Source organism: Bacillus pinisoli, assembly GCF_023036475.1.
GTDB classification, from domain to species: domain Bacteria; phylum Bacillota; class Bacilli; order Bacillales; family SA4; genus Bacillus_BS; species Bacillus_BS pinisoli.
Window position 1 is genome coordinate 101,626 of sequence record NZ_JAJQKI010000005.1, and the last position, 15,224, is coordinate 116,849.

Consider the following 15,224-nt stretch of genomic DNA (forward strand, 5'->3'; position numbering starts at 1 on the left):
TGTACTATTTATTAATATGCTACTGACCGCAGCACTGCTTATATTTCTTACCACTTCCGCAATAGCAAGGATCATTACGGCCGATTTGAACATCTTTCACAACCGGCTTCTTCTTCGGCTTTTCACCTTCAGAATTTGGAATGACCGCTTGACCCTTAGCTACTTCTTGACGCTCTAAGTTATTGCGAATTTGTGCCTTCATCACATACTTCGCAACGTCCTCTTCGATCGCAGCAATCATGGCTTCAAACATTGCGAAGCCTTCCATTTGGTATTCACGAAGTGGATCAATTTGACCATATGCACGTAAATGGATACCTTGACGAAGCTGATCCATCGCGTCAATATGATCCATCCACTTACTATCTACCGCGCGAAGTACGATAACTTTTTCAAACTCACGCATTTGTTCTGGCTCAAGCTGTGATTCCTTTTCATCATAACGAGCCTTCACCTTTTCATAAATAAGTTCAGAAATCTCTTCTGCTACCTTGCCAAGAAGTTCGCTCTCAGAAAGATCTCCTTCTGATAAAAGGTTAGCCTCTGTGAAATCAACGATAGCTTTAAGATTCCATTCCTCTTGCTCTTCGTTACCAGGACAATGTGCCTCTACAGTACGATCAATCGTAGATTTAATCATCCCTTCTACGACTTCACGAAGGTTTTCAGAAGCTAGTACGTCATAACGTTGACCATAAATAACTTCACGTTGCTGACGTAACACATCGTCATACTGTAAAAGCTGTTTACGTGCATCAAAGTTATTACCCTCAACACGCTTTTGCGCAGATTCTACCGCACGAGAAACAATCTTACTTTCAATCGGCTGTGAATCATCCATACCAAGACGATCCATCATAGCTCTCATGTTATCCGAGCCAAAGCGGCGCATTAAGTCATCTTCCATGGATAAATAGAACTGCGTCACACCTGGATCCCCTTGACGACCAGAACGTCCACGAAGCTGGTTATCAATACGTCTACTCTCATGACGCTCTGTACCCACAACTGCAAGTCCACCGATCTCTTTTACACCTTCACCAAGCTTAATATCCGTACCACGACCAGCCATGTTTGTCGCAATCGTCACGGCCCCACGCTGACCAGCATCCGCAATGATTTCTGCTTCACGCTCATGGTTTTTCGCGTTTAAGACATTATGTTTAATTCCTTTTTTCGCTAAGTACTTAGCAATTAATTCAGACGTTTCAACGGCAACCGTACCTACAAGAACTGGTTGTCCTTTTTGGTGGAATTCGGCAATCTGCTCGACCACTGCACGGAACTTTCCATCTATTGTTTTGAAAATCAAATCTGGTCTGTCATCACGAGCAATCGGTAAGTTTGTCGGTATCGCCACAACACTCATATTGTAAATATTGCGGAACTCCTCTTCCTCCGTCTTCGCGGTACCAGTCATACCAGAAAGCTTTTCATACATACGGAAATAGTTCTGGAACGTAATCGTAGCAAGCGTCATACTTTCATTTTGAATCTCCAGTCCTTCTTTTGCCTCGATCGCCTGGTGAAGACCATCGCTATAACGACGCCCCTTCATTAAACGACCAGTGAACGAATCTACGATTACCACTTCATCATCCTGCACCACATAATCCGTATCACGGTGCATACTCGCATGTGCCTTTAAGCTCTGGTTAATATGATGTAAAATTGTTACGTTTTGAAGATCAAACAGGTTCTCAATGTTGAAAACTTTCTCAGCCTTTGTAATCCCTTCTTCAGTCAGCTGAACAGCCTTCGTCTTCACGTCATACGTATAGTCCTCTTCTACCTTTAACGTACGAACAAACCCATTTGCTTGTAAATAAAGCCCCGTAGACTTACGTGCAGATCCAGAAATAATTAACGGAGTACGTGCTTCATCAATCAAAATTGAGTCGACCTCGTCAATGACTGCAAAATGAAGTGGACGCTGTACCATCTGCTCTTTATAAAGAACCATGTTATCACGTAAATAGTCAAAGCCTAATTCATTGTTTGTGCTATATGTAATATCTTTTGCATACTCTTCAATCTTTTGCTCACGAGTTAATCCGTTTAAGTTTAACCCCACAGATAATCCTAAAAACTCATAAAGCTTACCCATCTCCGTCGCGTCACGAGTCGCTAGGTATTCGTTAACCGTTACAATGTGAACACCTTTTCCAGAAATGGCATTTAAGTAAACAGGCATAGTAGACGTTAACGTCTTCCCTTCCCCTGTTTTCATCTCTGCAATATTACCCTCATGTAAAGCAACAGCCCCCATGATTTGAACAGGGAATGGACGCATGCCTAATACACGAGTCGCCGCTTCACGAACAACTGCGAATGCTTCAGGTAAAATCTCATCAACTGACTCACCCGCTTCGAGTCTCCCTTTAAATTCAGCTGTCTTTAAACGTAGTTCTTCGTCTGAAGCTTTATGTAGATCAGGACCAAGCGCCTCAACTTGATCGGCTATCTTTTGATATTTATTGATCTGACGTTGATTTCCATCAAACACCTTTTTTAACATTCCAAGCATCGAAAAACGCTCCTCTTTTCTTTATTCCCATAAAGGTTAAAGATGCTACTTATCTATATGTATCCACTTTTAATATTACCATTAACTGAGAACGGATGCCAATACTTACAGGAAAAGATAAAAGCAGCCGATAAAGCGGCTGCATGACTAGTTAACTTGGTTCAATAATTCCGTATTTTCCATCGCTACGTTTATACACAACATTAGTGTTATTCGTAGAGGCATTCGTATAAACGAAGAAGTTGTGACCAAGCATATTCATCTGTAAAATGGCTTCTTCACTATCCATCGGCTTCAGGTTAAAGCGTTTCGTACGAACCACTTCTTCCTCTTCGTCATCCTCAAAATTCCTAGGTTCCACGCCATTCGTGAACATGAACTTTGGAGATCCTGCGTCACGTAACTTACGATTGACCCTTGTCTTATGCTTTCGAATTTGACGTTCTAATTTATCGGTTACTAAATCAATCGCCGCGTATAAATCATCATGCGACTCCTCAGCACGCAATGTTAACTGCGTCATCGGAATTGTAACCTCTATCTTTTGCTTGTTATTGTAAACTTTTAGGTTCACATTGACATTAGCGTTAAGTCCATCCTCAAAATAGCGATCCAACTTCCCAACCTTTTGCTCAACAAACTCACGTAATGCTGGAGTTACCTCAATGTTTTCACCACGAATGTTAAATTTCATATATGAAACTCCTCCTTTGTACAAGCTATGCTTACATAATTCTACAATACCCTAGACAAGTCCTTCTTAAACATCTGAAATATTTGAATTTTTTGTGAATTATGTTTATGTGAGGAAAAGGGGTTTCATGACAATTATCCATTTATTTATGCTCAACTTAGTTAATTATTTCCTATCTAACACACTTAAATACATATCACATAAACCTGACATATTAATAAAACATTCTGGATAATGAGTGGCAGAGCCAATTCTTTTTGCGGTTATTAGTAAGCTCCTGGCTATATCGACTTGATTAAGGTTTATACAAACCCTAGCAAATAGGTATAGGATATCACTATAAGTAATATCCTGTTCTATAGATTGGTTACATATCTTAATTATATCTTCATATTTATCGAGTTCGATTAAAGTTAGCAATAACCACTTTGTTGCTACCAATTGCTCTTTACTACTTAAACTCTGAAATTGATGCTTTATAAGGTGAATGCAATTATCGAATTTACTATTAATATAATTCAACTTAACTTCACTTAACCATCTGCTCTGAAAATAAGGTTCAGAACCGTGGTTTATTTCTAGTGGTAAGCAATACACACTATCATCAATTTCAGTTTGTCCTTTTTTAAAAACTCTATTTTCTTTCAAGACTATTGAATGGCCTGATATAACATCCGGATAAATAACATTGATTTTATACTGATTAAATAAACTAGTATTAATAACCCTGTTTAGGCATTCTTGTGATTCCTTATTGAATACTTCACCCTCAATTAAAAAGAAAATCCATTCACTTTTCATATTTCTCCTTGATTCATCTATTCTTTCCTGGGCTTCATAATAATTGAGAGTTGCTGGTAGTGTAATTACTTCTAATGAGCTAGACCGATTAACATAGGATTTGTTCCAGTAACTTATCGCTCCAAATAAATAGTCTTCCCAAATACTTATTACTTTCTCCCAACTATATTTTTCAGCAGTTTTATACCCATTTAAGACGAGTTCTTTTCTTAATTCTTGATTATCTAATAATTTTATTATTTTAGTTGCAATACTTTGAGGATCACCTATACTTCCTAATAGACAATTATAACCATCAACTCCATACTCTTTGATTCCTAAGTTGTCTGTGGAAATTACTGCACAACCGCAGGTCATGGCTTCTAATGGGGGCAATGGAAACGATTCATAAAAGGATCCAGAAACAAAAATATCGCAATTACGATATACATTGCCTAATTCTCTCTGAGATGGATTGACCACTAGTGTACCGTTAAAGTCTGAATTAGGAGTATTTTGAGTAACCCAAATCTCATTAAAATCTCTGCCCGTATTTCTTACTATTCTCAGTGCTTCCCTTATGATTTTTATACCTTTAAAATGATTATCTTCTTGCCCTACAAATAAAATATTAACAGGTTCACTATTATAATTATGAACAGGGTCACTTGAAAAAAAGCACTGCCTATCTAAAGCATTATGTAATATATAACTATTTCTATTGAAATTTTGTTGTAATTTATCCTTCAATGCTTTAGATACTGCCACTATAGGAACAGGTAATGACCAAATTTTTCTATAAAATTCCTTTCTGGATTCTTCCAGTGAATCATACTCGTATATATAAACATCACCTTGTTCAAATAAAATACACGGTGCTTTCTGCGACAAAAATACTTCTGGCATTTGATCTGCTACAGTACAGACTATAACATCAACTTCAGGTAGATTCTCTAGAAAGCTAGTATGTGGAGAAATATGAATATAATTTGCTTTTATCTCTTTCCATTCAGGTTTTGGATCCCTACTTAGAATAAAAACTTCATGTCCATTTTTAGAAAGTGCGTCTGTATGCTCTAATAAAATCTTTACTCCTCCACACACTCTACTATGATTCATTAAATAAGCAATACGTAATCTTCTTACATTTTTCGGTGTATTAATATAACTTATATTGTCAAACTCTTTAGCATTTTTACTTTTATCAACTCTACTTATAATAGAAAACATTCTTTCTATTGAATTTTCTCTTAGCCGATGTTCTATGTTAATTTCCATTTATTTCACCTAATTATTTTTTATTAATTCGTTATATGCAGCTATCATTCTCTCTTCGGCATGTTCAATAATGACTTGGTTAATTCGATTTCTATTATGGAGCAAAACAGAGTATGTCTTTATTGCTTGATAAAGGTTACCTTCAACCTGATAGAGTAATCCCATCCAGAAATAACTTTCAGGACATAACGATTTATCTATTTCTTCTAAGACTCTAATACTTTCCTCATAATTTTTGTTATTAATTTGCTCATAAGCTTCAACTAAATACATATTATTTTCAAGTAATTCATTTAACCTTATATCTATTGAAGTAATATCAATGCTTTGTGATTCATAATTAGATAGAAAGGAAAATGTTCTTCTCATTTTCAATGTATTTAACTTTAATATTGCCTTATCCAGTGAATTTAGTTTATTTTCCTGCACTTGATTATTAGAACAAGCATAAATGATTACAAAACCATCTTCACCTTTTACTATGTTATTTGGGCATTGAGTAAAGGATTCAAGAATGTTAAATCCATTCTTTTTTAATAAATTCCTAAGCTCTATTGGAGTATAGTGTTTATAATGGTGAGGATTTTTACCTCCTTCATAGAATGGATTGTCTAAACAAGGAATTACATCCTCGTTTGGGGATGAAATCAGAAGTATTCCACCCGGCTTTAATAATGAAAATAATCTATTAATAAATTCCATGTCCTGATTAATATGTTCAATGGTTTCAAAACAAGTGATAACATCAAATTTTTCTACTGGTAAGTTTATAGAAAAATTAGTGAGTAGATCTTCTCTAATAAAAGTGACCTTCTCGGAAGAAAAATATTTTTTAGCCCATTCTAGTGCATGATCATTTATATCTACTCCTACGACTCTTTCACATGCGGTGTTGACACTCATATAATAAGCACCATATCCAACCCCAGTAGCCACGTCCAGTATTGAGTCCCCATTTTTTATGTAATTTAAAGCCAGTTGATATCTCTCTTTATGATCAGGAGCAGCTTCATTAAAAGCTTTAGGATATATCCTTTCCCCCGCGTTAATTTCCTGTTCATTTTGTTCCAAATATGACATTTATTGCACCCCATTTTTATTCTATTCTTTCTTTATCATATCTTATTTTAAATGAAACAATCCAAATTTGTTATTAAAATTCATGAATGTTATCACTCTTTAATTAGGTAGTATTTATAAAATTGAGATAACATGACAAACCCATTAGGACTATTAAACTTTCCCTTTTTAGTTCCGACTTCAAAAAAAAGTACTCCACCTAAAAAGATGGAGTACTTTTTTATTACTCTATTACTATGCTCTATAGAAAGCTGTTCTACATTAGTAGACGTCTATTGTAATTAGAGATTAAAGCTTAGTTACGTTAGAAGCTTGTGGTCCACGGTTTCCTTCAACGATTTCGAATTCAACAGCTTGACCTTCTTCTAAAGTCTTGAATCCATCAGTTTGGATTGCTGAGAAATGAACGAATACATCGTCTCCGTCTTCGCGCTCGATGAATCCAAAACCTTTTTCTGCGTTAAACCATTTTACTTTACCTTGCATTGATACAACATTCCCTTCAAATCATATAATGTGAACCATGTCCACACTTCGAATATACCGAATTTTACCCAGTTTAGTCAAATTTAACTTGTCGTGGTTTTGTGGGGAAATTCGACAAAATTAAGAACATTGAAAAACCCTGTAGTCTAGTGTCTACAGGGTTCTTGGTAATTATTTTTTTTTGTCGAAAAAAGTGCCATCCGTAGATAGATTTTTATAAGGATTTATATATTTTTCGTTGGATACTTTTTGTCTTTTAATATTAATCAGATCCGACTGAATAAGAGACTTTAGATAATCCAATTTTTCGTCTATAATTTTATTCATGTTTACAATTTCTTTGCCTATTTGATGGTCCTTAGCCGAAAAAAATCCATCTAGATCTTCAAGTAATAATTGACGTTCGCTAAGTAGCTCCTCAATTTGCTCGATTACAACATCACGTTGATTATCATTTTTTTTTGTAGATGAAACCAATTGATATAATCTATTAGTCAGATCATAGATTTCTTGGATTAGATTCATTAAACCCTACCAGTTCCTGTGTATTGCTTTTGGCGATTTATTTGAATAACTTGTTTCCAAGTGTCGCGAAATTCAATTAAATAACCCTCTACCTCTTTTATTGCATCAAGGTCATTCTTAATATTGGCATCGATTAAACGACGGTTTATATAGTCATACATAGACATAAATTGTTGTGAGACAGCTAAATCCATATTTAAAGTAACCATCAGCTCTTGAACAATATTTTGTGCTTTTAATAAATTAGTATTCTTTAATTCAATATTTCGATCCTCAATTCCAATTCTTGCAAGATTAATGAATTTTAAACAACCATTATATAACATCAGTGTAAGCTCTCCTGGAGAAGCTGTGTTTACTGCATTTTGTTGATAGGATTGATATGGATTTGTTAGAGCCATTAATATTCACTCCTTAATAATTATTATACCCCACTATTAAATGCATTCAGTAAGAAAGCCGATTGTTGATTTGAACGTTGTACTGCTTTTTCCATAGCAGTGAATTGTCTCCAATAACGATCTTCCACTGTTGTTAAACGATCCTCAAATCGATTAATTTGACTATCTATGGTAGTAAGAGTACGCCCAATGGAGAATTGCGAATTAGTCCTTAATGGGTTACCAGCTTTTTCTTCAACTTTAGTTATTGTCTGCTTAATTGAATCCCTTAGTCTTTTTGCAATACCAGTTGTTTCATAGGTGGTCCCCGCATTGTTAAACATCTGATAGATTGCATCGGGGTCTGAATTAATTGCTGATCTGAGTTTGGTTTCATCAATTAAGAGCTTACCATTTTCTAGGTAGTTCCTAGAAGTTGTAATGCCAATCTCAGCTAACTGGGAGAAACCTGCAATACCTTCAACTTTGTTAAAGACCCCCAATCTCATTGCATTCAAACCACTAGATAGAATGGAATCATTTCTAATTAAGCCACTCTTTGCTTTTTGTTCCCACTGTTCAATCTGCTTATCAGATAAAGAATCTTTTTGCTCATCAGTAAGCGGTTGATAACTTCGAAACTTAGATTCAGAAATTTTACCGTTAACCTTACTAATAATGTCATTATATTTACCAACAAAATCTACAATATTTTTAAGTATAGCCTCTGTGTCATTGGATATTGAAATTGTAACTGGGTTTCCTATAGATGTTGGCTGCTTTAAGGTATAATTTACATTATTTATTGTAAATGTATTAGTTGTTCGAGACGACTCTAAACCATTTATAATAAATGTAGCATCTGTCCCTACTGTTTTAGGTGTAAGTTCTCCTGGTCCAGACATATTTGTAAATCCCAATTGCTGAAAAAAAGTCACTGTATCTGCATCGTCAAGAGAAAGAGATGAAGCTGATCCAGTCTCATTTTTCGTAACTACTACTTTATCCGTTTGAGGATCGTGAAACACAGTGATACCAAGCTTTTTCTCCTCATTTATTTTTTTTAATACATCACTTAAATTATCTGTAGAAAGAATAGGAATTATTATATTACTATTTGTAGAACCGTCGCCATTTACAACACTCACACTTATATTTCTAGCTCCAGGGACAAAATCTTCTGTACCATTAGAAACCCATGATGCAGCTTTTGCTAGGGCTTTAACTTCTATATTGGTGCTAATATTAGAAGCACTAGCATTTGCAGAAGCTGTTACTGACAATTCATTTGAACTAGTAACGCTTTTTTTTGTTAAGTTGCTTTGGAGACTAACTCCGTCAAAAATGAAGGTATCTAGTTCCTTTAATAAAGTATTCATTTCTCGGTAACTATCTCTTTGCCACTCCATCGTCTGTTTTTTTTGCTTAATTTTATCTAGTGGAATTCGTTCAACCTTCATAAGCTCACTAACTAGGCTATCTATATCCATGCCACTTGCGAGTCCACCTATTCTCAAGTCGATCACCTCTAATCTTATATTTTTTTATCTACGACTAGTCCTAAAAATTCAGTCATGGCGGCGTACACATCTAACAGTTTTTTAGAGGGAATCTCACGTACAACCTCTTTTGTTACGTCATCTACTATGCTTACATGATATTCTTTTAATCCTTCATGCAGTTCAAATTTTAGAGACGTTTGGCTTGGTTGAAGGAATTGGTTCATACCTTTAATGACTTCCGTTAACTTATCCTTGGTTATTTGTATTTCTTGTGGGTAACCGCCCACTGCGCTCTGCGCTTCCGCTGGTAAAAATGTTTGTGGTGGGCCTATCTTTATAAACTCTGACGGTTTTATAGGCAATTTGTTAGAAGATAAATGATCTATAGACATATTAATTCCTCCTACACCCCATAACTTATCAAATTCTATCCCTATTATCGGCACAATTAGATTAATTTTTTAGTATATTTTTCAGAAAACCTCTCCTGAATTTATATTTCTCTAAAAGTTTCTCTTTTAGGAAAAGTTAATTACCAATTATATACTAGTTTAAATAGAACAAAAAAGACCTCGTTTTCAAACAAGGTCAATTCTTAATTTTTTGCATAAATTAATATTTATTACTAAGGTAAGTTATTTAAGTATTCACTATCAGAAAAAATCTCTCTAGCTCTTTTAAGTGTATTACTAAATAGATTTGCATCTGGTGTATTCTCTAAAATTATTTTATATAGCCTAAAATCTTGATCAAAAACTGAGATAGCATAGCTAGCGATATCAACTGAGTCAGCGATTCTATTCGTTTGAACAACACTAATAATATTTAAGAAATCTTGGACATCTAATAACCCCCAATCAACTTTCTCATAGAGTTTTATGGCCTCTATCTTGTAACCATTAGAAAATAATAGAGCTGCTACTTTAGGTATTCCATTATCCTCGATACATTCTAGCTTATTCAACAACTTACTAACGAAAGACGTTTTACTATAATTAAGGAATGTTTGCAAAGCAAACACATACAAGTTTGCATCAATTTTTTTATCAATCGATTCTTCATCTAACATTTCCAATAATCCTCTAAAGTTTGGATCTTCATTAAAGCTGTTAACAATCTCAGTAATTTTAAGGTTATCAAGAAGAACTTGTTCTAATAAGAAGATATCTATATAATTCAACAAATTTTGCGAAATAAGCTTTCGAAAAACTTGATAATCCAAAATTTCATTTATTTTATTAATTTCTTGTATGTTTGCTTCTGAGTAAATACAAATTTTCTTAATTAATCCAACTCTATATAATAGTTGATTATCATTAATCTTATTTTCTAATAAGGATAACGCCAAATCAGGGTTACCCAAATAAAAACTTACTTTTATATACTCCTCAATATTTTTATTGGAGATTAATTCTTTTGTTTTTAAAAAACTGTTAATTTCATCAGGGGAATGAAATTTGTTTAAAATATAAATTACCCTTCCTATAGCATCAGCATTATATTTATTTACATTTAGCACGCTAGTATAGTGATATATTGCATTCTGAAAATTCTCTTCATAAAAATATATTTCCCCCAATCTAGTGTGAGGAATTTGATCTTTAAAGTCTGGCCTAACGAGTACGTGATTATAATGTTCTAGATTGTTTACAATTTGTAAAAACGTATTTCTAGAGTCATCTACCTGACCTTTCTGAAAAAATATTTCACCTTTTAGGTATGGTAAATCTGGTGAGTTAGGATAGATACTTTCGGCATCTCTTATAACATTTAATGCATCATTATATCTTTTTAAATTTATTAAACATATAATAATTTGGACTAGAGTAACTGAAACCCAAGAAATTTGAGGATTAGAGTTTAGCTTATAAGCTGTTACATAATTTTCTAATGCAGTATCATAATCTCCCATTGAATAGGACTCATTGCCAAAGTTAAACTTTTCGAAAGCCAAATTATTACCTTCACCCATCTCTTCAGTTAAAAGTTTATTATTTCTTTTATGCTTGTCCTTTTCATTTACTGTCCGGTCAAGATATCCTGAATGAAAGATTAACAAGCTTGAATTTTTAATTTTAATTGAGTCACCATTACAGTGGGTTAGTTGTTCATGGATTTTACGATTATATTTAATTAAACCATTGTTTTTATAAAAACGAGCATGAAAATTTTGAATTAATTTCTCACCTGAGTTTCCAGTGAAATTTATTATCTTCGCACTATATGTATCGTATTTACCGTTATCATCTCTAACCTCTTTTAAAAAAGCTTTTAAATTATTTTCATCAATATATTCGTCAGCATCTAGAACCAAGATCCATTCTCCAGTAGCTTTTGACGCTGCGTAATTACGTGCAGCTGAGAAATCATCTACCCATTTAAACTCAAATAGGTTAGAAGTGAACTCCAATGCAACCTCTTTTGTTTGATCCTTTGAACCTGTATCTACAATTACTATTTCATCAACAAGATGTACAACTGATGACAAACAACGTTTAAGAACACTCTCTTCATCCTTAACAATCATACAAAGCGAAACAAAACGATTCAATTTAACTACCACCTTCATATAAAAAATGCAAAAAATATCGTGCATTAATTATAATGCACGATACTTCTAAAAATCTTACTATTTATTATTAACGTAGTAGTTGTAATACACCTTGAGGTTGTTGGTTAGCTTGAGCAAGCATAGATTGAGCTGCTTGAGAAAGAATAGAGTTCTTTGTTTGTGTCATCATTTCTTTCGCCATATCTACGTCACGGATACGAGATTCAGCAGCAGTTAAGTTTTCACTTGCTGTACCTAGGTTGTTAATAGTATGCTCTAAGCGATTTTGGTAAGCCCCAAGATTTGAACGTACATCTGAGATTTTTTGGATTGCTGCATCAATTGATACAATCGCTGTACTAACGTTAGCAGTTGTATCGATTGAAATACCATTGACACCAAGACCTGTTGCATCTAAATCTGATCCAATTGCAACGTTAATAACTTGACCATTGTTAGCACCGATTTGAAGAGTTGCAGATAAAGTTCCGTCTAATAACTTCTTAGTGTTAAATTCAGTTGTATCGGAAATTCTAGTAATTTCTGCATTTAACTGATCAACTTCTGCTTTTAATGCAGTACGGTCGTTTGTATTGTTAGTATCATTACCAGCCTGCACAGCAAGTTCACGCATACGTTGTAAAATTGCATGAGTTTCATTAAGAGCACCTTCTGCTGTTTGGATCATAGAGATACCATCTTGAGAGTTTTTACTAGCCATATCTAATCCACGAATTTGTCCACGCATTTTTTCGGAGATTGCTAAACCAGCTGCATCATCACCTGCACGATTAATACGTAAACCTGAAGATAATTTCTCCATAGACTTAGATTGAGCGTTAGCTGCGCTATTTAATTGACGGTGTGTGTTAAGAGCTGCAATATTGTGATTAATTCTCATTGTTAATTTCCTCCTTGAATTTGGATTCCACATCCTTGTGGAATATAGTTTTATAGTTAAACAGTTTCTAAAGTCGGCCGCCTTTAGTAGCTGTTTGCCTTACATACTATATATCGACAGGTTACAAAAATATTTAATAGTTTTTTAGTTTTTTTTTATTTTTATCTAAGGCATATCTAAACCCTTATATATCAACAATACTTATGAATACCCACAAAAAAACCAGACAAAATTGAGTGTCTGGTAAAGCATTTATTTAGATTTTATCCACTTTTCATTCAACATCTTCATAACATCTAGTGGAGATTGAATCGCTTGATTATTCTCATTTTGGATAGACAGATATACTTCTTTACGATGAATCTCAACATCCTTCGGTGCATTTATTCCAATTTTAATCTGATCACCGCTAATAGCCAAAATCGTAATTTCAATATCGTTCCCTATTTGAATAGATTCCTTTACTTTTCTCGTTAATACAAGCAAGTCTCCACCTCCTATTTAGCTACTGGCTCAAAGATAGAATGCTTAGTCGTATATTCCGTACCAGTAAGAATAACTTGTTTACCGAGTTTTCTTTCAACATTAACAATAACAGGCGCTTGTAAATTGGCAGTTGTCTTTTGAAAAGGCTCATGTAGAGTTAATATGACATATACACCTACATTCTTCTCTGTTGTTAACTCAAGTACATCCGTAACTTGATCTTCTAGTGTAAAATCATACTCTTTGAAAAACACAAATGGATCTGCGATAACAAAAGCAAGTTCCACTGACACTGCGGACTGAAGAATGAAAAAGACAGATTCTTCACTATAAGGAAGAATAATAAATTCCTTTTCTTCATTGAAACCTGGAATTCCATTTTCAAAACGAATGATTTCTTTTTCATCAATTTCCAGTTCACCATGGTATTTGGTCTTTATTCTCAGTTTCATCACAACCTCGTTACATGATATTTTTTCTAGTTTATCCTAAATCTTACTATTTAACAAAATCAATCTGTAGGCTCGGATAGCTCTCCATCATATACTCCACTTTTCCTGGAGCATATGTCAATATTGGTTTGTTCGGCTGTACCTCAATAATTGGTTTTTGTGTGTCAAATTGTATAGTAACTTTTTTAGGAGTATAGTCAATGTTGACACTTCCATGAGACGGAATCCAACCTATATTGAATTGGTACTCTTTTGTACTATTTTGCTTAGCAATCGAAGAGATTGGATTTCTCTTATGCTCGATTTGCATTAATTGATCTCCTTCAGAGGCTCTCCTTGCTATTCCTTCAAGAAAATCTTGTTTACCACGCTGAGCTGCTTCTTCTGTTCGCTTAAAAATACTTTTCAAATCAACATCTTCTCTGGCTTTTGTTTGATTAATGGTCAATTTACTCGGGCTAGAAGAAATATTTAACTTGGGCCGAGGTTGTTCTATAGATACATCAGCTTTAGGTTGTTCAATCGTTACTTGGGCATGATGTGTTTTAATACCTAATCTGGCTTTTGTGGATTCTATCCTAATTTGCGGAATATCCATACCAATCAGTCTCCTTATGTATTTGAAAATGGCTATCTTTCTTTGAAGAAAGATAGCCATATAGATTTATCTTAAAAAATCTAATAATGAAGGTTGGACAATTCTGGCTCCCACTCCAAGTGCTGCACGATGTACACTTTCTTGTGTTGTTAGATCCGTAATAACTCTTTCTAAATCAGCATCTTCATTATCTGACAGTATTCGAGTTGAGAAAACTTCTTGAGTCATCAATCGCTCTTCCATTAGTTCAACTCGATTTTTTCTAGCCCCTACATCTGCTCTAGTCGATACGATATTGTTAATATTGGCATCTAGTTTAGCAAGGTAACTATCAATTGAATTTCCAGGAGTACCGGCTGCATTATTCAAGTCATCAATAAGTGCTGAAATATCACCGAATAAATTAGTACCACCCGTTGCACTATTGTCCCCAAATAATCCTTGAGCGTTAGCATTTACTTGTAACTGAACTCCATCAAACACCTCAATAGATAATGGATTAGTATTAATATTTGCAGCTGGATTGTTTGGATTGGTTTTATCTAATGGCGGACTCGTTGTAGACGTCCCGTTAAAAATATATTTACCAGCAACCTTTGAATTTCCAACATCAATTAACTGTTCGCGTAACTGATTAATTTCGGCAGCTATGCTTTTTCTTTCATCATTTGTATAAACACCATTACTTGCATTAACAGTCAACTCTCTTATTCTCTGCAAAGCACTAGTCGCTTGATCCAACGCCACATCTGTACTATCTAGAAAGTTATTAACCTCCGCTATATTACGTTGATACTGCTCAATATTATTAAGGTCCCCACGGAAGCTAATACCTCTCATCGCCACAACCGGATCATCAGATGGCTTGGTAATTTTCTTACCAGTTGCTAACTGGTTTTGAATAGCATCAAGTCTGTTAAAGCTTTGATTTAAGTTACGAAGCATACTATTTGTTAAGATACCTTGGGTTATACGCATTAGCTA

At 34.4% G+C, this 15,224-nt stretch carries 15 protein-coding genes; all 15 read right to left on the reverse strand.

Going from position 1 to position 15,224, the window contains the following annotated elements; all coding sequences use genetic code 11:
• Nucleotides 1–19 precede the first annotated feature (19 nt).
• Nucleotides 20–2,527, reverse strand: coding sequence for a preprotein translocase subunit SecA (gene secA / locus LT143_RS09540; protein WP_246942724.1), 2,508 nt, complete (start codon nucleotides 2,525–2,527; stop codon nucleotides 20–22).
• A 151-nt stretch (nucleotides 2,528–2,678) separates the two neighbouring features.
• Nucleotides 2,679–3,221, reverse strand: a complete 543-nt coding sequence (gene hpf, locus LT143_RS09545) for a ribosome hibernation-promoting factor, HPF/YfiA family (RefSeq protein WP_246942726.1) — start codon at nucleotides 3,219–3,221, stop codon at nucleotides 2,679–2,681.
• 165 nt (nucleotides 3,222–3,386) lie between these two features.
• Complete coding sequence (locus LT143_RS09550) at nucleotides 3,387–5,279, reverse strand: glycosyltransferase family 4 protein (RefSeq protein ID WP_246942728.1); 1,893 nt, start codon at nucleotides 5,277–5,279, stop codon at nucleotides 3,387–3,389.
• A 9-nt stretch (nucleotides 5,280–5,288) separates the two neighbouring features.
• Nucleotides 5,289–6,350, reverse strand: a complete 1,062-nt coding sequence (locus LT143_RS09555; protein WP_246942729.1) for a class I SAM-dependent methyltransferase — start codon at nucleotides 6,348–6,350, stop codon at nucleotides 5,289–5,291.
• Nucleotides 6,351–6,647: 297 nt separating this feature from the next.
• A complete protein-coding gene (cspD, locus tag LT143_RS09560) occupies nucleotides 6,648–6,845 on the reverse strand; it encodes a cold-shock protein CspD (RefSeq protein ID WP_246942731.1) in 198 nt (65 codons plus the stop codon).
• 171 nt (nucleotides 6,846–7,016) lie between these two features.
• On the reverse strand, nucleotides 7,017–7,370 hold the full coding sequence (gene fliT / locus LT143_RS09565) for a flagellar protein FliT (RefSeq protein WP_246942733.1): 354 nt from the start codon (nucleotides 7,368–7,370) through the stop codon (nucleotides 7,017–7,019).
• On the reverse strand, nucleotides 7,370–7,771 hold the full coding sequence (gene fliS, locus LT143_RS09570; RefSeq protein WP_246942735.1) for a flagellar export chaperone FliS: 402 nt from the start codon (nucleotides 7,769–7,771) through the stop codon (nucleotides 7,370–7,372). The genes fliT and fliS overlap by 1 nt, the downstream gene beginning before the upstream one ends.
• 23 nt (nucleotides 7,772–7,794) lie before the next feature.
• On the reverse strand, nucleotides 7,795–9,267 hold the full coding sequence (locus tag LT143_RS09575) for a flagellar hook-associated protein 2 (protein WP_272495753.1): 1,473 nt from the start codon (nucleotides 9,265–9,267) through the stop codon (nucleotides 7,795–7,797).
• 17 nt (nucleotides 9,268–9,284) lie between these two features.
• Nucleotides 9,285–9,644 (reverse strand): flagellar protein FlaG, encoded by a 360-nt coding sequence (gene flaG, locus LT143_RS09580; protein WP_246942736.1) that lies wholly within the window; start codon nucleotides 9,642–9,644, stop codon nucleotides 9,285–9,287.
• Nucleotides 9,645–9,877: 233 nt separating this feature from the next.
• Nucleotides 9,878–11,803, reverse strand: a complete 1,926-nt coding sequence (locus LT143_RS09585; RefSeq protein ID WP_246942738.1) for a tetratricopeptide repeat-containing glycosyltransferase family 2 protein — start codon at nucleotides 11,801–11,803, stop codon at nucleotides 9,878–9,880.
• Nucleotides 11,804–11,891: 88 nt separating this feature from the next.
• The gene (locus LT143_RS09590) at nucleotides 11,892–12,704 is read right to left on the reverse strand and encodes a flagellin N-terminal helical domain-containing protein (protein WP_246942740.1); all 813 of its coding nucleotides are present in this window, start codon (nucleotides 12,702–12,704) and stop codon (nucleotides 11,892–11,894) included.
• Nucleotides 12,705–12,956: 252 nt separating this feature from the next.
• On the reverse strand, nucleotides 12,957–13,190 hold the full coding sequence (gene csrA / locus LT143_RS09595) for a carbon storage regulator CsrA (RefSeq protein WP_246942742.1): 234 nt from the start codon (nucleotides 13,188–13,190) through the stop codon (nucleotides 12,957–12,959).
• 11 nt (nucleotides 13,191–13,201) lie between these two features.
• The gene (fliW, locus tag LT143_RS09600) at nucleotides 13,202–13,636 is read right to left on the reverse strand and encodes a flagellar assembly protein FliW (RefSeq protein WP_246942868.1); all 435 of its coding nucleotides are present in this window, start codon (nucleotides 13,634–13,636) and stop codon (nucleotides 13,202–13,204) included.
• A 52-nt stretch (nucleotides 13,637–13,688) separates the two neighbouring features.
• Nucleotides 13,689–14,240 carry a DUF6470 family protein gene (locus LT143_RS09605; RefSeq protein WP_246942744.1) on the reverse strand — a complete coding sequence of 184 codons (552 nt, stop codon included), beginning with the start codon at nucleotides 14,238–14,240 and terminating at the stop codon, nucleotides 13,689–13,691.
• A 66-nt stretch (nucleotides 14,241–14,306) separates the two neighbouring features.
• On the reverse strand, nucleotides 14,307–15,218 hold the full coding sequence (gene flgL / locus LT143_RS09610; RefSeq protein ID WP_246942746.1) for a flagellar hook-associated protein FlgL: 912 nt from the start codon (nucleotides 15,216–15,218) through the stop codon (nucleotides 14,307–14,309).
• Nucleotides 15,219–15,224 lie beyond the last annotated feature (6 nt).

Bases quoted from the DNA above. Each gene is read 5' to 3' on its own strand.
- secA (WP_246942724.1), bottom strand. From the start codon at position 2,527: ATGCTTGGAATGTTAAAAAAGGTGTTTGATGGAAATCAACGTCAGATC.
- hpf (WP_246942726.1), bottom strand. From the start codon at position 3,221: ATGAAATTTAACATTCGTGGTGAAAACATTGAGGTAACTCCAGCATTA.
- LT143_RS09550 (WP_246942728.1), bottom strand. From the start codon at position 5,279: ATGGAAATTAACATAGAACATCGGCTAAGAGAAAATTCAATAGAAAGA.
- cspD (WP_246942731.1), bottom strand. From the start codon at position 6,845: ATGCAAGGTAAAGTAAAATGGTTTAACGCAGAAAAAGGTTTTGGATTC.
- fliT (WP_246942733.1), bottom strand. From the start codon at position 7,370: ATGAATCTAATCCAAGAAATCTATGATCTGACTAATAGATTATATCAA.
- fliS (WP_246942735.1), bottom strand. From the start codon at position 7,771: ATGGCTCTAACAAATCCATATCAATCCTATCAACAAAATGCAGTAAAC.
- flaG (WP_246942736.1), bottom strand. From the start codon at position 9,644: ATGTCTATAGATCATTTATCTTCTAACAAATTGCCTATAAAACCGTCA.
- LT143_RS09590 (WP_246942740.1), bottom strand. From the start codon at position 12,704: ATGAGAATTAATCACAATATTGCAGCTCTTAACACACACCGTCAATTA.
- LT143_RS09605 (WP_246942744.1), bottom strand. From the start codon at position 14,240: ATGGATATTCCGCAAATTAGGATAGAATCCACAAAAGCCAGATTAGGT.
- flgL (WP_246942746.1), bottom strand. From the start codon at position 15,218: ATGCGTATAACCCAAGGTATCTTAACAAATAGTATGCTTCGTAACTTA.